20 protein-coding genes are annotated in these 19,964 nt (G+C 49.1%); 3 read left to right on the top strand and 17 right to left on the bottom strand.

The features are described from left to right. The first annotated feature begins 43 nt into the window (after positions 1-43). Positions 44-535 carry an inorganic diphosphatase gene (locus tag skT53_RS17500; protein WP_200759052.1) on the top strand — a complete coding sequence of 164 codons (492 nt, stop codon included), beginning with the start codon at positions 44-46 and terminating at the stop codon, positions 533-535. 106 nt (positions 536-641) lie between these two features. Here the strand turns inward: skT53_RS17500 and skT53_RS17495 are convergent, their stop codons facing one another. Further along, the gene (locus tag skT53_RS17495) at positions 642-899 is read right to left on the bottom strand and encodes a hypothetical protein (RefSeq protein ID WP_200759051.1); all 258 of its coding nucleotides are present in this window, start codon (positions 897-899) and stop codon (positions 642-644) included. A gap of 129 nt (positions 900-1,028) precedes the next feature. Here skT53_RS17495 and skT53_RS17490 point away from each other — a divergent pair, with 129 nt between their 5' ends. Beyond that, complete coding sequence (locus tag skT53_RS17490) at positions 1,029-1,805, top strand: cobalamin-binding protein (protein WP_200759050.1); 777 nt, start codon at positions 1,029-1,031, stop codon at positions 1,803-1,805. A 20-nt stretch (positions 1,806-1,825) separates the two neighbouring features. Here the strand turns inward: skT53_RS17490 and skT53_RS17485 are convergent, their stop codons facing one another. From skT53_RS17485 to skT53_RS17420, 14 genes are all read right to left on the bottom strand, one after another. Beyond that, positions 1,826-2,167 carry a rhodanese-like domain-containing protein gene (locus skT53_RS17485; protein WP_200759049.1) on the bottom strand — a complete coding sequence of 114 codons (342 nt, stop codon included), beginning with the start codon at positions 2,165-2,167 and terminating at the stop codon, positions 1,826-1,828. Between the two features lie 59 nt (positions 2,168-2,226). Next, on the bottom strand, positions 2,227-3,366 hold the full coding sequence (locus tag skT53_RS17480; RefSeq protein ID WP_200759048.1) for a cysteine desulfurase family protein: 1,140 nt from the start codon (positions 3,364-3,366) through the stop codon (positions 2,227-2,229). 367 nt (positions 3,367-3,733) lie between these two features. Then, entirely contained in the window at positions 3,734-4,339 is a 606-nt protein-coding gene (cysC, locus tag skT53_RS17475) for an adenylyl-sulfate kinase (RefSeq protein WP_200759047.1), read from the bottom strand. A gap of 35 nt (positions 4,340-4,374) precedes the next feature. Further along, a complete protein-coding gene (sat, locus tag skT53_RS17470) occupies positions 4,375-5,529 on the bottom strand; it encodes a sulfate adenylyltransferase (protein WP_200759046.1) in 1,155 nt (384 codons plus the stop codon). 29 nt (positions 5,530-5,558) lie between these two features. Next, complete coding sequence (locus tag skT53_RS17465; protein WP_200759045.1) at positions 5,559-6,269, bottom strand: phosphoadenylyl-sulfate reductase; 711 nt, start codon at positions 6,267-6,269, stop codon at positions 5,559-5,561. Positions 6,270-6,271: 2 nt separating this feature from the next. Beyond that, entirely contained in the window at positions 6,272-7,354 is a 1,083-nt protein-coding gene (locus skT53_RS17460; RefSeq protein ID WP_200759044.1) for a sulfate permease, read from the bottom strand. Beyond that, positions 7,351-8,118: a uroporphyrinogen-III C-methyltransferase gene (gene cobA, locus skT53_RS17455; RefSeq protein ID WP_200759043.1), complete on the bottom strand. Its 768-nt coding sequence runs from the start codon at positions 8,116-8,118 to the stop codon at positions 7,351-7,353. Before cobA ends, skT53_RS17460 begins: the two co-directional genes overlap by 4 nt. Positions 8,119-8,215: 97 nt before the next feature. Beyond that, positions 8,216-8,461 carry a DUF3906 family protein gene (locus skT53_RS17450; protein ID WP_200759042.1) on the bottom strand — a complete coding sequence of 82 codons (246 nt, stop codon included), beginning with the start codon at positions 8,459-8,461 and terminating at the stop codon, positions 8,216-8,218. 31 nt (positions 8,462-8,492) lie between these two features. After that, positions 8,493-10,121 (bottom strand): nitrite/sulfite reductase, encoded by a 1,629-nt coding sequence (locus skT53_RS17445; RefSeq protein ID WP_200759041.1) that lies wholly within the window; start codon positions 10,119-10,121, stop codon positions 8,493-8,495. 171 nt (positions 10,122-10,292) lie between these two features. Continuing rightward, positions 10,293-11,276: a tryptophan--tRNA ligase gene (gene trpS, locus skT53_RS17440; protein ID WP_200759040.1), complete on the bottom strand. Its 984-nt coding sequence runs from the start codon at positions 11,274-11,276 to the stop codon at positions 10,293-10,295. A 93-nt stretch (positions 11,277-11,369) separates the two neighbouring features. Then, complete coding sequence (locus skT53_RS17435) at positions 11,370-11,960, bottom strand: hypothetical protein (protein WP_200759039.1); 591 nt, start codon at positions 11,958-11,960, stop codon at positions 11,370-11,372. A 111-nt stretch (positions 11,961-12,071) separates the two neighbouring features. Then, positions 12,072-13,502: a sigma-54-dependent transcriptional regulator gene (locus tag skT53_RS17430; protein ID WP_200759038.1), complete on the bottom strand. Its 1,431-nt coding sequence runs from the start codon at positions 13,500-13,502 to the stop codon at positions 12,072-12,074. Beyond that, on the bottom strand, positions 13,499-14,785 hold the full coding sequence (locus skT53_RS17425) for a sensor histidine kinase (RefSeq protein ID WP_200759037.1): 1,287 nt from the start codon (positions 14,783-14,785) through the stop codon (positions 13,499-13,501). The genes skT53_RS17430 and skT53_RS17425 overlap by 4 nt, the downstream gene beginning before the upstream one ends. Continuing rightward, positions 14,782-15,945: an iron-containing alcohol dehydrogenase gene (locus skT53_RS17420; RefSeq protein WP_200759036.1), complete on the bottom strand. Its 1,164-nt coding sequence runs from the start codon at positions 15,943-15,945 to the stop codon at positions 14,782-14,784. The genes skT53_RS17425 and skT53_RS17420 overlap by 4 nt, the downstream gene beginning before the upstream one ends. A gap of 217 nt (positions 15,946-16,162) precedes the next feature. Between skT53_RS17420 and adhP the strand changes: the two genes are divergently transcribed. Continuing rightward, on the top strand, positions 16,163-17,176 hold the full coding sequence (gene adhP, locus skT53_RS17415) for an alcohol dehydrogenase AdhP (protein ID WP_200759035.1): 1,014 nt from the start codon (positions 16,163-16,165) through the stop codon (positions 17,174-17,176). 153 nt (positions 17,177-17,329) lie between these two features. Here adhP and skT53_RS17410 read toward each other — a convergent pair whose 3' ends face one another. Together skT53_RS17410 and skT53_RS17405 are read right to left on the bottom strand one after the other, a co-directional pair. Beyond that, positions 17,330-18,013 (bottom strand): sulfite oxidase-like oxidoreductase, encoded by a 684-nt coding sequence (locus skT53_RS17410; protein ID WP_200759034.1) that lies wholly within the window; start codon positions 18,011-18,013, stop codon positions 17,330-17,332. An 81-nt stretch (positions 18,014-18,094) separates the two neighbouring features. Further along, positions 18,095-19,909, bottom strand: coding sequence for an ABC transporter ATP-binding protein (locus skT53_RS17405; protein WP_200759033.1), 1,815 nt, complete (start codon positions 19,907-19,909; stop codon positions 18,095-18,097). Positions 19,910-19,964: the final 55 nt, after the last annotated feature.

Below are 19,964 nucleotides of genomic sequence, written 5' to 3'. Positions count from 1 at the left end.
GTTATAATGAGGGATGAATTTGCTTAAGGAGGATATTATTTACATGTCCAATTCGTTAGTAGTAGAAGCTTTGATTGAAATCCCGACTGGCAGCCAAAACAAGTATGAATTCGACAAAGAAGCTGGCCGTTTCAAACTGGATCGCGTTTTGTTTTCCCCCATGCACTACCCAACCGAATACGGATATATTGAAAACACATTGGCAGAAGACGGCGATCCGCTTGATGTGCTGGTGCTTACCACATTCCCGACGTTTCCGGGCTGTGTGATTGATGCGCGCGTCATCGGAGTTCTGATCATGACCGACGATAAGGGGAAAGACGAAAAATTGCTGGCTGTCCCGACAGAAGATCCCCGCTTTAAGGAAGTACATAGTTTGGATGATGTGGCACCGCACGTTTTAAAGGAGATCGCCCACTTCTTCCAGGTGTATAAAGATCTCGAAAACAAAAAAGTATCGATTGAAGGCTGGCAGGGAGTTGACGTGGCAGCCCGCTTGATTGAAGAGTGCAAAGCCCGTTATCAAAAACAATAAGGATCTATTCGCAAAATCACAACAAAATCCCGAACCAACGAGCGGTTCGGGATTTTCGACTTATCCGGCAGTTATCGACTCTTCAGCAGCTATCGATTTTTTGTGATTATTGGAACATGCGAAATCCGCGGTTTTTTAAAGTGCGAATCGTCATCGAGCTGGCAAACGAACCAACCGCAAGCAATGCCAAAAGCAGCCAATCTCCCCCTTGCAAACCGCCTTGCACTCTTACCATAATGTAAATAAATAGAGCAACAAATACGATACTGCTGGTCAGATAGAATTTCGTTAACATGTTTAAGATAAACCCGACGCCAAACGAGACGATCAGCGCCAGCAGCGCTAAAAGAATAATCATTACCATATGTATAATTCACCTCTGTCATTAACCCTTGCTTTTCCCATTGTACATGACCGGCCTGGGAATCACAATTGTCTATGATTCTTTGTACTTGGAGATTTGGTGAACAAATTTGTTTTGGGGAGGTTTCTCATGCGGATTATTTCAATTTGCCCCAGCAATACGGAAATTTTGCATGCGCTTGGTATACTGGATCAGGTGGTTGCCATTGACGATTACTCCGATTGGCCTGTCGAACAAACGAAACAGCTCCCCCACCTCGGTCCCGATTTGTCGATTGATATGGATAAGCTGGAGTCTTTTCGGCCGGATTTGGTGATCGCGTCACTTTCTGTACCCGGTATGGAAAAGAACGTAGAACAGCTGCAAGAACGGGGAATCCCCCATGTAGTGTTAAATCCGAAATCAATTGAGGAAATTTATGAGGACATCCGATTGCTGGGACATGCAACCGGAACGGAGAAACAGGCAAACGAACTGAATATTTCCTTACAGGAACGAGTAGCCCGTGTCTGTGAACAGGTTGCAGATCGCGCTTACACGCCCAAACTTTATTGGGAATGGTGGCCCCGTCCCTTTATCTCACCGGCAGCCAATTCCTGGTTGACTGAAATCAGCCGTCTTGCTGGCGGAACGAATATATTTGGCGATCAACCGGGTGATCGTGTGGTTGACCAGACGGGCGAACAAATTATCTCATCCCGCCCGGATTTTATGCTCATTTGTTGGCCAGGAGTGGATCCCAAACGAATCGATGTGAACAAAATTGTTTCCCGGCAAGGTTGGCAGATAATTCCGGCCATACGCAACAATCGAATTCATGTGCTGGAAGAGGGACTCTATTGCCGTCCGTCGCAACGCTTATTTGACGGTCTCGAACAGTTGGCTTCCTTGCTGCATTCGGTTTGATCATTGCTGCATTTTCAAAATCAATCTGCGCCTGTCGCTTTCATATACCGTTCGATTTCACACATGCCGCCGCGAACGTTTGTCACGTCAGAATAACTGTTTTCCAGCAGGTACATGGTTGTATAATAAGATCGAATTCCGTGAGCGCACAGACAATAAACCGGTTTGTCGCGGGGAATCTCATGAATCCGCGCCGGAATCGTATGCATCGGGATCAAAACGGCTTTATCCAAATGAAAGTCCGACCATTCAAACGGTTCCCTTACATCCAGCAAAAAAGCATCATCCAGTTCGCCACCCTGCATTTTACGCAAAAATTCTTTCGGTTCTATATGCTTTTCTTCCGCCTTGTTTTCTTGCATACAACCAACTCCCCAACTGCAAAAGATGCCCGATACGGTTATAAACGGGACCTGATGCCTTACGAACGCAACATCTGCACCGTCTCCCGCAAAGCAGCTGCCGCATATTCGACATCCTCTTGGGTTGTCAGCACACCAAGACTGAAGCGGACAGAAGCAAGCGCGGTGCCGCGTTCCAATCCGATGGCAACCAGTACATGCGACGGATCTACCGAACCGGATGTACAGGCGGACCCGGTTGACACGGCGACTCCTTTAAAATCAAGTCCCTGCACTAACATTTCGCCGTCCGTACCGGGAAATGAAAAGTTTGCAATGTGCGGCAGCCGCATCGTGGGATGTCCGTTCAATCGGGTATCCGGAATCGAGTGGATCACCTCGTCGACCAACCTGTCACGCAGCCCGGATAATCGTTCCGCCTCTTCTTCCTGTTCGGAGGCAGCAAGTCGGATGGCCGTTCCAAAACCGACAATTCCCGCCACATTTTCCGTGCCGGGACGGATCGACTTTTCTTGCCCGCCACCGTGTACAAGCGGATCGATCTTGATCCCTTCCCTTATAAATAAGGCTCCGGTACCTTTCGGACCATATATTTTATGCCCTGTAACGGTCAGCAAATCGACGTTCAGCCGATTGACGTCGACCTTTATTTTTCCTAAACTTTGAACCGCATCCGTATGAAACAGGACACCGCGTTCGCGACAAATGTGGCCGATCTCCTCAATCGGATTGATCGTACCAATTTCATTGTTGGCATGCATGATGGAAACAAGAATTGTATCGTCACGCAGAGCGCTCTCTAACTGTTGAGCTGACACCTGCCCAAATTGGTCAACAGGCAATACCGTGACCTCAAATCCCTGCTTCTCCAAAAAATGGCAGGCATCTAATACGGCATGATGCTCCACTGCCGAGGTGACAATATGTTTGCCTTTTTCGGCATGAGCCCGAGCAGCCCCCAAGATCGCCAGATTGTCTGCCTCCGTGCCACCGCTCGTAAAATAGATTTCCTTCGGCTTCGCCTGAATCGCCTCTGCTGTATTGCGGCGTGCTTCCTCCACCCGCTTGCGGACCGTTCGACCGAACTGGTGAACGGAGGAAGGGTTGCCAAACGACTCCCGCAAAGCATCGGTCATCGCTTCAATCACTTCCCGTCTGACCGGTGTAGTTGCTGCATGATCCATATATATATTGCGCAAATTCGCTCACTCCCTCTTGTCAGTATATCAACAATTGAGGTACTTCAACAATCTTCTTGCCAGTCCGGAAACAGTCTTCCTTTGCAAAAGTACCGCGCTTAGCAGACAGGGTTGCCATCGCCCGGAACGGAGGTTCGGGTACCGCTTGCGCGGACTCAGATGCGATGCTTTCCGGGCGGGAAGAAGAAACCGGCTTCGTTTTGAGACAAGTGAGACACGGCGTATGTGATACGTCGTCAAAAAGTCGGTTTCGAATTTCTGTCATGGAAGCAGTTCTTAGCATCTGTCCGGAAAAGCGATACCTGCACGTCCGCTGTAGAAAAAAGACCAACCCAGTAAGATTGGCCTTAGGAACAACAGACGACGCTTAAACGATGCCTCTGTTTTTTAAGAAGTCAACAATCTGATCCACACACTCATCGACTGTCAATTGATTGGATTCGATAACCAATTCGGGTGAATCCGGTTCCTCATATGGCGATGAAATACCTGTAAAATCAGGAATTTCTCCGCGTCGGGCCTTCTTGTACAATCCTTTCGGATCCCTTTGCTCGCACTGTTCGATCGGGCATTTCACGTAAATTTCGATGAACTCCCCTTCTTCCAGCAAATTTCGGGCCAATAAACGGTCCTCACGGTAGGGGGAGATAAATGCGGTAATCGAAATCGTACCGGCGTCAACAAACAGTTTGGCAACTTCAGCAATTCGACGGATGTTTTCTTTCCTGTCTTCCGGACTGAAACCCAGCGATTTGTTCAATCCATGCCGAATATTATCTCCATCCAGAACGTAGCTTCGGATGCTCATCTCATAAAGTCGTTTATCCAATGCGTTGGCAATTGTGGATTTACCGGAACCGGACAATCCGGTTAACCAGATCACACAGCTTTTATGATCGTTCAACCGGTGGCGATCCTTTTTCGTTACAGCAGCAGAATGCCAATGAATATTGGAAGTAAGGGAAGCTGACATTTCAATCACCTGTATCCTTTCAATAGAGAGATAGTTTATACGGAGGATGCAGGGCTGGTTTGCCTCATTCCCCGGATTAATACTTCGACCACTTCCGGTCGGCTGAATTCCGGCGGGGGTGTAACGCCATTGCTCAACATTTCACGAACTTTCGTGCCGGACAGAATCACACGATCTTCCTTGCCGTGCGGGCAGGTTTTTGTTGACGCCATGTTGCCGCATGCTTTGCAGTAGAAGCTGTGTTCAAAGAACAAGGGGGTAATTCCCAACTCTTCCGCCGTGAAGTTTCTAAAAATCAGCTGCGCATCATAAGTGCCATAATAATTGCCGACACCGGCATGGTCGCGGCCGACAATAAAATGGGTGCATCCGAAATTCTTGCGAACCATCGCGTGGAAAATCGCTTCGCGCGGTCCGGCATAACGCATAGCCGCCGGAAATACCGCCAAAAACACGCGGTCTTGCGGGTAATATTTTCGAAGCAGCACCTGATAGCTTTCCATGCGCACATCTGCCGGAATATCATCTGCTTTGGTTTCCCCGACCAACGGATTCAGAAAGAGACCATCCACGATTTCCAGCGCCGATTTTTGAATATATTCGTGAGCCCGGTGAACCGGATTTCTCGTTTGGAAACCGACGACCGTTTTCCAGCCCCGTTTCGCGAATTCCTGTCTGGTTTCACTCGGATCCAGATGAAACTCGGCAAACTTTTTTATCTCCGGCCGTTTGATCATGGTGATAGGACCACCCAGATACACTTCAGGCCGTTCAAACAGTTTCTTGACGCCCGGATGAGCCAATTCGGTTGTCCGATAGACATTTTCCGCTTCCACTTTTTTGTCGGGACGGTAGATGTCCGCCAGTTCCAAAACGCCATATACGGTGCCGTTATGTGTCAGTTTTACCCGTTCTCCGATCGAAAGCTGATCGGCTGTTTCGGAGGTCACCGGCAAGGTGATCGGAATACTCCAAATCAGTCCGTTTGCCAGGCGCATTTGTTTGACCACACTGTCATAATCGGGCTGTGTCATAAAACCGGTCAGCGGACTGAACGCACCAATCGCAATCAGTTCCAAATCGGACAGTGAAAATGCATCCAATTCCACCGATTTTTCAATTCCGATCAGATCGTAATTGGAATCAAAGCGATTTACCAGTGTACCTCCGTGCGGTTGAATCAAACTCATTGTGTTCTCTCCCCCTATAGCTTATCTAGTTACTGATGAAGCCCACATTCCGTCTTGTTAAAATTGGCCCATCTGCCTGCACGGGAATCCCCGCCCTCTTCGACAGGCAGCGTGCATGTTTCGCAGCCGATACTCGGATACCCCTGATCGTGCAGCGGATTGTAAGGCAATTCATTCAGTCGGATATACATCCAGACATCGTCCCAGGTCCAGTGGATCAGAGGACACACTTTGATGGACTGGAATTTGTTGTCTTGATTGACATACTGTGTATTGGCACGGCTCGCCGATTGATCCCGACGCAAACCGGACAGCCATGCGGGCACACCCGTCAATATCTTCGCCATTGGCTCCACTTTGCGAATTTGACAACATTGATTCGGGTTTGTTTTCCATAATTCATCGCCAAACTGTTCCGCCTGCTGCTCCAAGGTGATCAAAGGTTCGACAATCTGGATCTGCAATGTCGGGTATTTTTCCCGCACACGTTCGATTGTTTCATATGTCTCTTTAAAATGTTTGTTCGTGTCGAGAAACACGATCTTTGCGTCTTTCCGGACTTTACTGATCAAATCGATCAATACGATTCCTTCCGCCCCGAAGCTGCAAGCATAAACCAGTCCATCGCCAAACTGGTCATACGCCCAATGCAGTACGTCCATGGTGTCTTTCTTTTCCAATTCCTTATTGATTTGTTCGAATCCCTCTGCGGTAAGAGTTTGATAGGATAACAGACCCATAATTAAATCCCGCCTCCTTGATCCTGAAACGAACTTTTCTCTCTACGGACCGCTCTGTACAGACTGATTAGCCCGACTGTCGTGATAAAAGCACTGATAATGACTGCCACCGTATAAAAGTCACGGATTAATACAACGTATACCAATGCGTACGACACGACCAACGCTGAAAAAGGCGATACGATCCATACCTGTATAATCTGTTTGATGACGCTTTTTTGCCAGAGGCGGAATCCGTTTTTCGCTGTGCCTATTCCAAGAATCGCACAAGTAGTAGCTTGTGTCAAAGGAACAGGGACACCGAAAACAGACGCGGCAATTACCAAAGTTCCACCCGTGAAGGAAACCGTGCTTCCCTGCAGAAGAGACAGATTTGTGATCCGCTTGCCGTTTGTTTCCAACACTTTGCCGCCCAATAAAAAAGCGCCCAGAGCAACAAACAATCCCCCTGCCCAAATACCTGTTGAGGCTTCCATGATACCCGCACCGACAAGCGGCCCGACCGCATTTGCCACGTTGTTCATGCCGGCTGAAAATGCTTCCAGAAACCCGCAGGCAATCAGCAGATAACCTAACCAACGCCTCCACTTGCCTTGCCCCTTTAGAGTCGACCAACGTTGCTCCATTCGCAGGATTCCTTTTCCAATCAGCCAGGCAATGATAAACGCGATCAGCGGGATTAACACCCAAAAGAGCAGAATGACCAGTATCTTTTCTACATAGAAGGCGTGAAACGCAATCCCTACCCCAACGACTGCACCCACTGTGACTTCGCTAGTCGATAGAGGAATTCCAATCAGATTGGCAAAGAACAGTGTGAATGTAGAAGACGCCAGAATGATGATTACAGCTTGAACTGTTAAAACATCCTTCGGAAGAAGTCCCTGGCTGATCGTCTTCACCACTTCTCCGCCACCCAGAACCGCTCCCAGAAATGCTCCAACCGCCACAACCGCCATAGCGATTCGTTTATTTTGGATGGCACCGCTTCCATAGGCAGCCCCCATCGAGGCAGCCGTGCCGCTTGCTCCAATGTTCATGGCGAAAAAGAACCCGATTACAATCGCAACATAAGTCCATATCATATGGCGCTCTCCAATTCGAACGTATTCCCGCTAAACCAGTCTAACGTACCGTGCAGTTTGACTACATCCCCCACTACAATGATGGCGGGCGACGTGAAATTAGACTGTTTGACTTGCTCGGCAATATTCTGCAGAGTCCCTACCAGTCTCTGCTGTTCGGGCAACGTACCCCATTTGACAAGCGCAACCGGAGTATCAGGGGATTTGAAACGCAGCAGCTGCTCCTGAATTTGCGGCAGATTTTTAACTCCCATATAGATTACAAGCGTATCCACTCCGGATACCTTTTCCCAATCGACCTGTTTTCCTTCGTTCCGCTCGCAAAAGTGGCCTGTTAAAAAAGCGACAGACGAGCTGTAATCGCGATGAGTGAGCGGGATTCCGGCATAAATGGGAGCGGCTATGCCAGATGTGATTCCCGGTACAATTTCAAACTGAATTCCATGCCGGACACATTCTTCCGCTTCTTCACCCACACGTCCGAACATACTGGGGTCTCCCCCTTTTAACCGAACCACCGTATGGCCTGCTTGCGCTTCCTGAATCAAGAGGAGATTGATGTCTGCTTGTGGAATCGAGTGATGACCCGCTTCCTTGCCGCAGTAAATCTTTTTGGCATCCGGTTTTGCATACTGCAGAAGTTCCGGGTTCACCAAACGGTCATACACGATCACATCCGCTTTTTTCAAAAGTTCCGCTCCGCGGACGGTAATCAACTTCGGGTCGCCCGGTCCGCCCCCAACAAAGTATACAGTTCCCGCCATATTGCTCACCGCCTTTCTGAATCGTTTGCTTAAACAATCGGTTTAGTAGGAATAATATTCATAGAAACAGGGAGAACCATGTCCTCCCTGTTTTCGCTTACGAATCGGCAAACTGAGACGTTTCCACCACGTAGCCGACGCCTCCGCGTCCCAATGGCTTTTTCTGGACAATGCCAAGCTGCTCGATTTTCGGCGGGACAATCGTGTGCCGAACAATATTGTTTTCTGCATACGCAAACGCTTTTTCGTCTGAGTCGGCAATTACAATGACAGTCAGCAACCGGTCTGCGGGCAAGACTGCTTCCAACTTGTAGAGATAGAATTCCTTTTCCGGTTCTGCCACGAATCACACAACTCCTTTGGTCAGAATGCCATTATACCGCATCCGCACTCCGTATGGCGTCCAATTGTGCCTGAATATGCTCGACGCCTACCCGGTCTACATACTGCCAGTATGCTTCCCCAGGCACGCGCTCTTCGGCAAAAACGCCGATCAGTTGAGCGAGTACGGGTCCCAATTGTTCCGCTTCAATTCGTCCGTTCAGCTTTTTATTAAAACGGGCGTTCTCTCCCAGTGTTCCGCCGATATAGATATCAAACGCATCCACCATGCCGTTTTCCGTTTTGACCAATGCGCCTTGCAATCCGATGTCGGCAATTTGTCGTTGACCGCAGGAGTTTGGGCAGCCAACCATATGGAGACGCAGCGGCGTATCGAGCTGCGGCGCCGTTCTGTCGAGATATTCGGCCAATCGGCGCATCCGTTCCTTTGTCTCAACAATCGCCAGATTGCAATATTCCGTTCCTGTACAGGATACCGCATATCCAACATATGTGTTCGGTTGCAGTTTGAACCGGTTGACAATCAACTCTTCCGATTGGAACGCGTCGACCTTGTCGGCAGGGATATTGCGAATCAATACGTTTTGTGAGTTACAGGTGCCGATTGTTCCATCACCATAACGCTCTGCCAGATCGGCCAATTGTTCAAATTCCTGTGCGCTCATGCGTCCGACCGGTACGGAGAGACCCGCGTAGTAGAAACCTTTCTGTTTTTGCTCATGGATCCCGTAGAAATATCCGGCTTTCCATCCTTGCGTCAGATCTTCTCCCCGCGATTCGAGAGGTCCCGTAACTTTCAGCAGTTCTTCCTTGAATTTATCGGCTCCCCAATCGGCTACCAAAAACTTCAGACGTGCATGAGTTCTCTTTTGTCGATAGCCAAAATCGCGGAAAAGAGTGGTAACGCCGATCGCCACTTTAAGCACTTCGTCCGGACGGCAGAATACGTCAAGTTTTTGCGCAAGATACGGTTTGGCCGAAAGTCCGCCGCCTACCCAAACGTGAAATCCGATCACTTCTTCGCCATTAATCGTTTTCTTCGCGGGTGTAAACGCCAGGTCGTTGATCTCTGCATGGCCCGTATTGTAGACGTTAGCAGAAATGGACATTTTGTATTTCCTGGGAAGGTTTGAAAAATCCCGATTCAACACGAAAAATTGTTCCAGTTCTTTCACAATCGGCCGTGTGTCGAGTACCTCATTCGGGTCAATGCCTGCCAGCGGGTTGCCCACAATCGTCCGCGGGCAGTCACCGCACGCTTCAAACGAAGACAGTCCGACTGCTTTCAGCCGTTCAAAAATATCGGGGATCGTTTCAATTGTCAGCCAGTGAAACTGAATGGCTTGGCGTGTCGTCACATCGATCAGATCACGACCGTAATCGCGGGCAATCCCGGCGAGCGCCCGGGCCTGCTGACTGCTTAGAATACCGCTCGGAATTCGCACCCGCATCATAAAGTGACCATCTTTCGGACGTTGCTGATAAACGCCTGCCCACTTGAAGCGGTCCATATCGGTTTTTTCGATCGAATCATAGCCTTCCTTCGAATACTTTTCAACGATGGTTTCGATCACATCCAAACCGTCTTTGACCAGCTTTGCCTGCTCCATATCATTGATCGTGGGATCATCTGCCCATTTCCATTGTCTCACGTTCGCCATTGTCGATACACCTGATCCTTTTCTTAGTTATCCGCTTGGATTTATTGGTATTAGTTTATTACAGGGGTTGTAATCCGTCAATACGAAAATGTTACGGATTTTCAAATCGTAATGGGCGAAACAAAAACGGTCAACCGGCATTCTTGCCGATTAACCGTCACAAATCGATGTTTACCCCAGGAGCAGACCCATTTTTTCTTTTGCCGCCTGAACTGTTTTGGCCGCCTCCGCGCGAGCCCGCTCGGCTCCATTCCGGAGCACATCAAGCACCTCGCCCGATTTTTTCAACTGTTGCAATCGTTGCTGGATCGGCTGCAGGTGGTTGACGACCACTTCTACCAGCTCTTTCTTCAACGTGCCGTATCCTTGGCCCGCCAACCGTTCTTCCAGTTGGGGAATCGTTTCACCGCTAAACAAGCTGTAGATCGTCAGTAAGTTGCTGATCCCCGGCTTGTTGACCGGGTCAAACCGGATTTGATTGTCCGTATCGGTGACCGCTTTCATGATTTTCGACTTGATTTCGTCAGGCGTGTCCATCATCGTGATCCGATTATAGGGACTTTTCGCGCTCTTGCTCATCTTTTTGCTGGGATCGTCCAGTCCCATAATACGCGCCCCGAATTCGTTAATCAGCGGATCGGGGACGGTAAACGTGTGGCCGAACCGGTTGTTGAACCGTTCCGCCAGATCGCGCGTCAGTTCCAGGTGCTGTTTTTGGTCTTCCCCCACGGGCACCAGATCCGCTTGGTAAATCAAAATGTCGGCTGCCATCAACACCGGATATGTATACAACCCGACCGACACGTTCTGCTTGTCTTCGCTTTTTTCTTTAAACTGGATCATGCGCCCCAGTTCCCCAAAATAGGCGATGCATTGCAAAAGCCACGTCAGTTCCGTATGTTCCGGAACGTCTGATTGGGCAAAAATCACACTTTTCTTCGGATCCAATCCGACTGCCAAATAAAGGGCCGCCAAATTGATCGTCTTCTCTTTCAACACCTGCGGGTCTTGCGGCACCGTCCACGCATGTAAGTTCACAATCATAAAATAGGGATCGGTCGTATCCTGCAGGTCAACGAACCGTTTGATGGCTCCCAAATAGTTGCCGATTGTGACATCCCCGGTAGGCTGTACCCCTGATAATACGCGTTTCATCTTTTACCTCCAAAGACATGCCGATATGTAATACCCAGTATAGCAAATGATTGCATATACGGGTACAAATTTCAGATGTAAAATCCTGCTCCATCATGTGCGGCGATTGTCCAATTCATAAAAAGCGACATGTATACGGCCGCTGCCGAGCCAGCTTTTGATCAATACCGGTTTGTCGAGCGGGTTTCGAAACTGTATTCGATGTTCGCCGACTTCCATATGAGCGTCTGAAGCCGCCTGGTTGAGTGCTGAAAAAAAAGGTTGTTGCAACGACAAATTGATTGTCCCATTAAATACAAACTGTTCTCCCGCCTGGACCACCACATTTTCGATCCGGTTCGCTGCTGTTTGAATCAGTTCCAACTGTTCCTCCGACTGCTGCTCGTATCGAACGGAAGATTCCGATAAGTGACGGGCCGCAATCGGCACCGGCTGGTGCACTTTGGTCGGCGTTTGCTTATTGGTTGGCGTTTGCCTAGATGTATCATCTGAGGGCAGCTGATTCGCGTCTGCTCCAGTCGAATGGACACCTATCCGATCTGCTTGGCGGGGATTTGACCATCCCTGATGATTCGTAAATAATTTCTCGATTTGGGGAAGCAACTGTTGGATACCCGTCGTCACGTTCAACATCAAAAACATGCCTGCTCCCAGCAGTGCCATTCGGTGTTGAGACGGCCTCATCAAGATCACCTCCTGCCATTTTATTTTTCACCCCTGTCGGCAGGTACACACGGACCAGATGATGGGAAAAGCGAACCACCACTTGAACCATTCGGGCAGGTTTTTTTACGTTTATTTTTCATTCAGGATATAACGAAGGGTTCGTTCCGTAATCCGGAGTTTGTGACTGAGCAGTTGTCTGTTTCCCGCTGTTTCAGACAAGCCTTTTTGGATGATCCTTCGACCGATCTCTCCTTCTATCTTTTTGATTCTCTTCATCAGACTCGGGAAATCAATGTGGTCAACGGTAGCAATCCCATTTGTGATGTTTTCGACAAACAGCCTGATCTCGCTTTCCAGGAAAGATTCCAGTTGTTTTTGAAGGGAAGTTTCTTCCTTATTGGCAACTGCCTTCTGAATCAGCCAGGGTGGCAACTTATCGGGTTTTAACGTATGACATTCGTGAATGGAGTGGGTTTGATTCAGCACATTCAGCAATTGTCTTACATTTCCAGGCCAGTCATACCGTTTCAGGATCTCAACAGTCTCCGGATCCAACCGACAGGCCCCGCCAAACTTTTTCTCAAGATAGTGGTTTGCAATTACGGCAATGTCTTCCCTCCTGTTCCGGAGAGGCGGGATGGTTAACTTTACGCCTTCCAACCGGTACAAAAGATCGGCACGAAACCTGTTTTGTTCCGTCTCCAATTCAAGATTGCGATTGGTGGCCGAAATAAACCTCACATTGCTTTTGATCGTTTCTTCACTACCTACCCGCATGAATTCGCCTGTCTCAATGGCACGAAGCAATTTCACCTGGATCGAGGGCGGCGCTTCTCCGATTTCATCCAGAAACAAGGTCCCGTTGTGGGCCAATTCAAAGTATCCCTTACGAGTTTTCACCGCTCCGGAAAAAGCCCCTTTTTCATGGCCAAACAATTCACTCTCCAGCAGTGATTCCGACACTGCGCCGCAGTTGATGCCCACAAACGGATGAGACGCCCGCAAACTGACGCCATGAATGAATCTGGCAAACAGTTCCTTGCCGGTGCCCGTTTCCCCTTCTATCAGCACATTTATCGCTTTCTTGGCCAGCTTATCCGCTATCGTTAATAATTTCTCCATCTCACTGCCCGGAGTATAAACGATCCCGTAACTTGCAGCCATATGGTTGAACAGGTCTTCCTTGCCCACCGATCGTTGCAATAAAGATTGAATGATCCCCCCAAGGCTCTCCAGATTATCAAACGGTTTCTCCAGGTAGTCTCTGGCCCCCGCCTGAATTGCCAGAACTGCAGTTTTGACCGTGCTGTAACCGGTCATAATGAGAACTTCACAAGTAGGTTGCCGATTTTTGATCTTAGACAACAGGTCCAATCCATTTGCGTCAGGCAATTTCAGATCCACCAAAGCCAGATGAAAACAGGCTTCAGGTGATTGCAGCAATTGATCCACATCCCGTCCAGAATTGGCAACGGTCACTTCACACCCCTTGTCTTCCAGGAAATATTGAAAAAAAGAGGTCACTTCCACTTCATCATCCACCACAAGGACACGGTTCATTCCTTGTCCCCTCCTTCGTGATCCGGGATTGGCAACAGCAGCGAAAATTCGCTGTACTCACCCGCTTTGCTGTCCACAACAAGCTTTCCACCGTGGGATTCGGCAATGCCAAGGCTGACGGACAGCCCTAGACCAGTCCCTTTTGTTTTCTCTTTGGTTGTAAAAAACGGATTGAAGATCCGTGCGAGATGCTGCTGTTCAATGCCGACTCCGTTGTCCCGCACGTATATGGACAGGTAATCTCGTTCCAGCTGGACCAGACGGGTTCCTATGACAATTTCCGCGTTGGCTTTCCTCTGTACAGCGTCTCTTGCGTTTAACAGAAGATTGACAAGCACCTGTTCGATTTGATGGCGGCTTCCTTTGATAGGGGGAAGTGTGACATCCGTATGTTTCCTGACCGTGATTCCAGATACGGACAACTGATACCCGACAAGGCTCAGTGTATCTTCCACCACGTCACAGGGATGGATGGACTCAAACTGATACTCTTCCTGTCTGGAGAAGGCCAACAGGTTTTGAATGATCTTCTTGCTTCTGAGTCCGCACTGATAGATGTCTGCCAACATCTTGCCGGGACGGCCTTCATTGATGGTTCGTTTAAGCAACTGAACATTGCCAAGAATGGCAGTCAGGGGACTGTTCAGTTCATGGGCGATGCCTGCAGCCATTTCACCCAGTGCGGCCAATTTGGCGGATTGAATCAGTTGCGCCTCGATTTTGACTTTCTCGCTGACATCCTTAAACAACAGGATATTCTCGATCGACACACGCACATGTTCCCCGACCCCCTTATAAAACTGAAGCTCTTTTGCAGTATAGGAGACATGGGTTCTGGTAAGCAGAGTCAAAAATCCGATTACTCTGCCCATCTGATTGATTAAAGAAACCGAAGTTCCATAATGGTCAGGGATTTCCTTCAGCAACAGCTTTTCAAAATCGGCAAGCGTCATAAAGGAGGCATCCGGCATACGACGTTTGACCAACCGGCAAGCCCAATCCTCATGCTCCAGTAGAGCTATGTAAAAGTATAAATCGGAGCCATCCAGCAAGGTCAGAACAAACCTGTCAAAACGGAGAACCAACGACAGCCTGGAGGCAATATAGGTTGAGACTTCCTCCCACGATTTATTGACATGAATTTGTGTCAATTGATTGATCACTTCCAATTGCATATTCTGTTTCCGCATCTCTTCCACCATGGCGCTTAACTCGCTGTAATAGCTTTTGCGTGAGGAACGAATGCCTGTGAGTTTATCGATCAATTCCTGTTTTTCGTTCATTGACGGCCACTCCCCAACACCTTCTGGAACAGCATCTTCACGTCCTCTGCCGACAAGTCTCTTGGATTGGTAATCATGCAGGCATCCTGAACCGCATTTTGGCTCAGCAAACTGATTGTATCTTCCTCCAGATTCCTGATTGGCAGTGAATGCGGAATTCCGAGATCGTCGGCCAGGCTTTTCACCGCTTTAATTGCCAGTTTGGCGGCATCGGCGGGACTGGTCGAATTGACGTTTTCCCCAAATGCGCAAGCGATCTTTTTGTATTTCTCCGGTGTGGAAATCAGGTTGAATTCCATCACATGGGGAAGCAAGATGGCATTCACCTCCCCGTGGGGCAGATCCAACAACCCTCCCAGTTGATGGGACATGGCATGGACAGCACCCAGGATCGCGTTGGAAAATGCGATGCCTGCCTGTAAACTTGCCATGGCCATCGCTTCTTTCGCTTCACGGTTATGCTGGCTGGCCACAGAAGGTCTCAGAAATTCGGAGATCAATCGTATGGCCTGCAGCGAATACCCTTCTGTCAAGGGTGTGGATGCCAGAGAGATGTAGGATTCGATGGCATGCGTCAGCGCATCCATGCCGGTATGAGCGGTAAGCTTCCGGTCTTTGGTCATCAATGTCCGGGGATCCACAATCGCAATATCGGGGATCAGTGACTTGGAGACGATTGTCATTTTCACTTTTCTTTCCGTGTCCACCACAATCGAAAACTGGGACACTTCCGAACCGGATCCCGCAGTTGTGGGCACCATCACCATCGGGGGAAGCGGGCGGTGAACAAGATCCACTCCCTCATACTGACGGATGGATCCTCCGTTGCTTCCCAGCAAAGCAACCGATTTGGCCGCATCAATGGCGCTGCCACCCCCGATCCCCACCACCGCATTGCAACCGCATTCCATGTATTCGGCAACACCTGCCGCCACTTCATAGTCCTTCGGATTTGAAGTGACGTTTGTCCACAAGCAGTAGTCAAGCTTGCATTGCCTAAGGTAATGAATGGCTTCCTCCACCCACCCCGCACTGACCACTCCCGGATCGGATACGATAAAGACCTTTTTTGCTCCCAGACGAAGTACGCTTTCCCCGATCTGTTCCAATGAGTTGAAACCGAAAATAATTTCCGGAGCCATAAATTTGGAAACTCCCACGTTCAATCCCCCTTTGTCTTCTAGTTTATAAAATTCGGACAATTTTGCTAAGTACAAAAAAATGTCTCCGTTGCCGTTTTTTTGTCATATCTGCCAAAAATTTTGGCTCCAGCTGATTGCATGCCCGTCTAAAACCGCTATAGGAGGGTTGGCACAAACCTTGCTTTTCTACTGTATGCGGATACAAAGTCCACATTTTTTCCAAGGGGGAAGAGAAATGAAAGCGGCTGTCGTCAACCAGTTTCATCAGGCACTTGAAATCAAAGAGGTACCGGTTCCTGAAATCGGATACGGTGAGGTATTGGTGAAGATCAAAGCATGTGGAGTATGCCATACCGACTTGCATGCCGCGCACGGAGATTGGCCGGTCAAACCAAAACTGCCGTTAATTCCGGGTCACGAGGGAGTGGGGGTCGTCGAAAAAGTCGGTCCCGGCGTCACTTCTCTAAAAGTAGGGGATCGCGTCGGGGTACCCTGGCTTTACTCAGCCTGCGGTGAATGTGAATATTGTCTGACCGGGTGGGAAACGTTGTGCAAGAACCAATTGAATGCCGGGTATTCGGTCGACGGTGGGTATGCGGAATATTGCAAGGCACCTGCCGCATATGTGGCAAAAATTCCGGACGGTCTCAGCTACGAGGAAGCCGCTCCCATCTTCTGCGCCGGTGTAACCACCTACAAGGCCCTGAAAGTATCCGACGCCAAACCGGGGGACTGGGTCGCCATCTATGGCATAGGCGGACTGGGTCATGTGGCTCTCCAATATGCAAAAGCAATGGGATTCAATGTCGTTGCCGTCGACATCCAGGATGAAAAGCTTGAACTGGCCAGAAGTTTGGGTGCCGACCTGACTATTAACGGCAAGACGGTAAGCCCGGATGAAGAAATCCAGAGACAAGTGGGAGGAGTGCAGGCAGCCATTAGTGTGGCAGTAACACCAAAAGCGTTTGAACAAGCATACCGTTCGATTAAACGGGGCGGCACACTCGTAGTTGTAGGACTGCCCACGGGTGACATCCCGCTTCCGATTTTTGATACGGTGCTGAACGGGGTCACAGTCAAAGGATCCATCGTCGGTACTCGGAAAGATCTGCAGGAGTCACTGGAGTTTGCGGCCCAGGGAAAAGTAAAACCGATTATCGAAACATTTTCATTGGATGATATCAACGAAGTATTCGACCGCATGGAAAAAGGACAAATCAACGGTCGTATCGTGCTGACACTGGAATAGGGCTATAGATAAGGAAAAAGGGGAATCCGGCTGCCTCATAGGGTTGGGGCAGCCCTTTTTCTGTCGCCCGTACATGACAATATCCGTATCCTTTTCGATCTTGAGAAGAACGTAACGGCACTCTGTCGCTCAGCCTGTAGACTTTACAAGCGCTCATTTGCCTGTTGATTGGTTCTTGTTCCGTTCCGCCATTTCCTTTCGAACTCTTGCTTTGATCGTTTTGTAATATTCTTCCGTGTTAAGCCCGGTTTCCTCCCATTCCGGATCGTCCCGGTAACGCTGTTCCAGCCAGGGATCGGCGTATAGATGATAGCCACGTTCTTCCCAAAAACCCGCTTGGTCTTCTTCCCTAAACTCGATCCCCCGCACCCATTTTGCGCTTTTCCAGAAATAAAGGTGCGGCACGACAAGCCGCAATGGCCAACCGTGGTTGGGACTAATGGTTTGGCCGTCGTGTTTGTGAGCAAACAGCACATTGTCATACAACAGGTCTTCCAGCGGAAGGTTGGTTGTCCAGCCTTCCTCCGCATGGACAACGACAAATTTGGCCTGCAGCTTTACACGAACCAGGCTCATTACATCCCGAAACAGCACACCTTCCCACACATTATCCAACCGGGACCAAGTGGTCACACAGTGGATGTCGCTTTGTGATTTGGTTTGCGGCAGGTTCATGAACTCCTGATAGGTGAGCGTCTTTTCTTCATCCACCAGACCAAAAATTCGAAAGTCCCACGTATCCAGATTGACGCGCGGCACCGTTCCAGCATGCAATACAGGCCATTGCTCAGTCAAAAATTGCCCCGGCGGCACCCGATCTTTCAGGTTTGGATTCACGATCTATCGCCTCCTAAAACTGTATCCTACTTCTTAACCTATTGTACGGTTAGGCTATCGCACTCTTAACATAAAGCACCATTAACGTACCGCATCTGCCGTCAGACGGTTATTCGCGGCAAATTGCTGGTGATACAAACTCGCATAGAGCCCGTTTCGATTTAACAGTTCCGCATGTGTTCCCTGTTCGACAAGATGGCCTTTGTCAAGCACCAATATGTTGTCTGCCGCCAGAATGGTAGACAAACGATGTGCGATCACAAGGCTGGTTCGTGATTTCATCAACTGCTCCAATGCGCTCTGCACCAAAGCTTCCGAGTGGGAGTCAAGCGCGGAAGTGGCCTCGTCAAGCAATAAAATAGCCGGATCTTTCAAAATTACGCGGGCAATCGCAATCCGCTGCTTCTCGCCCCCGGACAGTTTATGCCCTCGTTCCCCCACCATCGTATCATACCCTTGCGGCAAACTCATGATCAAATCGTGGATATGAGCCGCTTTCGCAGCCTGAGTCAATTCTCGGTCTGTTGCATCCAATTTGCCATACAGCAGATTATCACGGATCGAAGCATGAAACAAAAACGTTTCCTGTGACACGATTCCGATCGATTCGCCAAGCGATTCCAGCGTCACATCCCGTACATCATGCCCGTCAATTCGAACAGTTCCTTGCGTCGGATCATAGAACCGCGAAATCAGATTGGCCAAAGTGGTTTTTCCTGCACCGCTCGGCCCGACCAACGCGACCAGTTGACCCGGCCGGATAGTAAAGTTCAGATTTTCCAAAATCGGTCGGTCTGACTGATAGCCAAACGATACGTGCTCAAATCGGATTTCCCCTTTTACATTCTGCAGCGGGATTGCATTTGGCCTGTCTTCGATCTCAACCGGCATATCCAAATATTCGAACAATCGTTCAAACAAGGCAATCGAGCCAAAAATATTGACCTGTGTGTTCGCAAGCGCCGCAATCGGTCCAAACAGTCTTTGCAGATAAGCGGTAAACGCCACAACCGTTCCGAGTGAAATCGTTTGGTCAATTACAGCATGGCCTCCATACCAATAGATAATGGCCGGTCCGGCCGTAGACAAAAAACCGATCGATGCAAAAAACCATCTGCCGATCATCGATTGTCGAATCTGCCATTTTTTCAGTTCTTCATTTACCTTGGCAAATCGCTGCCATTCCCATTTTTGCCGGACGAACGCTTTGACTAATGTGGCCCCGCTGACCGATAATGTCTCTTGCATCAACGAAGACAGCTCGCCCATTTTTTGCTGTGTGTTCTTCTTGACTGCAAAATTGAGCCTGCCTACACGCAGTGTGGGCCAGACAAATAACGGGAGAATAATTAACGAGAGCGTCGCCAGCCGCCAATCAAGCGCATACATCGTGATAATGGTGGAAACGGCAATCGTAAGGTTGGTGATTGTGCTGGATACCGTATCCGTCACGACATTTTGCAAACCGTTCACGTCGTTATTGACGCGCGACATGATATCTCCAGTCTTGGTGTTTGTAAAAAACTGCAAAGACATGCGGTGCAAATGGCTGTACATGCTGTTGCGGATGTCATACATAACACCCTGGCCGATCCATGTATTAAAATACGTCTGCGCGACCCCCACCAAACTGCCTGCGACCGCCGCCAACACCATAGCGACAATCAAACCGTTCAACAAGCCCTTATGTCCGGACGGAATCGCGTCGTCAATAATCCATTTGATAATTAAAGGTTGCAGCAGCCCCAGCAAGGCGGACAGTGCGATACAGATAAACACCAGTACAAACTGTTTTCGATAAGGAATCAGAAAACTTGCTATCCGCTTCAAAACCGCTTTCTCAATGTGCGGCTTCGTTTTTGAATCTCCCCAATCATGCGTCGAATAAAACCGCATTGTTTTCACTTCCTGCCCTTCTGTTACCTCCATTCTACATGTCTTAACAAAAATC

Origin of the sequence: Effusibacillus dendaii, from assembly GCF_015097055.1 — a bacterium.
Taxonomy (GTDB): Bacteria; Bacillota; Bacilli; order Tumebacillales; family Effusibacillaceae; genus Effusibacillus; species Effusibacillus dendaii.
The sequence above is the reverse complement of the archived record's forward strand: the minus strand, read 5'-3'. Positions and strand labels throughout refer to the sequence as shown.

Bases quoted from the DNA above. Each gene is read 5' to 3' on its own strand.
- skT53_RS17500 (WP_200759052.1), top strand. From the start codon at position 44: ATGTCCAATTCGTTAGTAGTAGAAGCTTTGATTGAAATCCCGACTGGC.
- skT53_RS17495 (WP_200759051.1), bottom strand. From the start codon at position 899: ATGGTAATGATTATTCTTTTAGCGCTGCTGGCGCTGATCGTCTCGTTT.
- skT53_RS17490 (WP_200759050.1), top strand. From the start codon at position 1,029: ATGCGGATTATTTCAATTTGCCCCAGCAATACGGAAATTTTGCATGCG.
- skT53_RS17485 (WP_200759049.1), bottom strand. From the start codon at position 2,167: ATGCAAGAAAACAAGGCGGAAGAAAAGCATATAGAACCGAAAGAATTT.
- cysC (WP_200759047.1), bottom strand. From the start codon at position 4,339: ATGTCAGCTTCCCTTACTTCCAATATTCATTGGCATTCTGCTGCTGTA.
- sat (WP_200759046.1), bottom strand. From the start codon at position 5,529: ATGAGTTTGATTCAACCGCACGGAGGTACACTGGTAAATCGCTTTGAT.
- skT53_RS17465 (WP_200759045.1), bottom strand. From the start codon at position 6,269: ATGGGTCTGTTATCCTATCAAACTCTTACCGCAGAGGGATTCGAACAA.
- skT53_RS17460 (WP_200759044.1), bottom strand. From the start codon at position 7,354: ATGATATGGACTTATGTTGCGATTGTAATCGGGTTCTTTTTCGCCATG.
- cobA (WP_200759043.1), bottom strand. From the start codon at position 8,118: ATGGCGGGAACTGTATACTTTGTTGGGGGCGGACCGGGCGACCCGAAG.
- skT53_RS17445 (WP_200759041.1), bottom strand. From the start codon at position 10,121: ATGGCGAACGTGAGACAATGGAAATGGGCAGATGATCCCACGATCAAT.
- trpS (WP_200759040.1), bottom strand. From the start codon at position 11,276: ATGAAACGCGTATTATCAGGGGTACAGCCTACCGGGGATGTCACAATC.
- skT53_RS17435 (WP_200759039.1), bottom strand. From the start codon at position 11,960: ATGAGGCCGTCTCAACACCGAATGGCACTGCTGGGAGCAGGCATGTTT.
- skT53_RS17430 (WP_200759038.1), bottom strand. From the start codon at position 13,502: ATGAACCGTGTCCTTGTGGTGGATGATGAAGTGGAAGTGACCTCTTTT.
- skT53_RS17425 (WP_200759037.1), bottom strand. From the start codon at position 14,785: ATGAACGAAAAACAGGAATTGATCGATAAACTCACAGGCATTCGTTCC.
- adhP (WP_200759035.1), top strand. From the start codon at position 16,163: ATGAAAGCGGCTGTCGTCAACCAGTTTCATCAGGCACTTGAAATCAAA.
- skT53_RS17405 (WP_200759033.1), bottom strand. From the start codon at position 19,909: ATGCGGTTTTATTCGACGCATGATTGGGGAGATTCAAAAACGAAGCCG.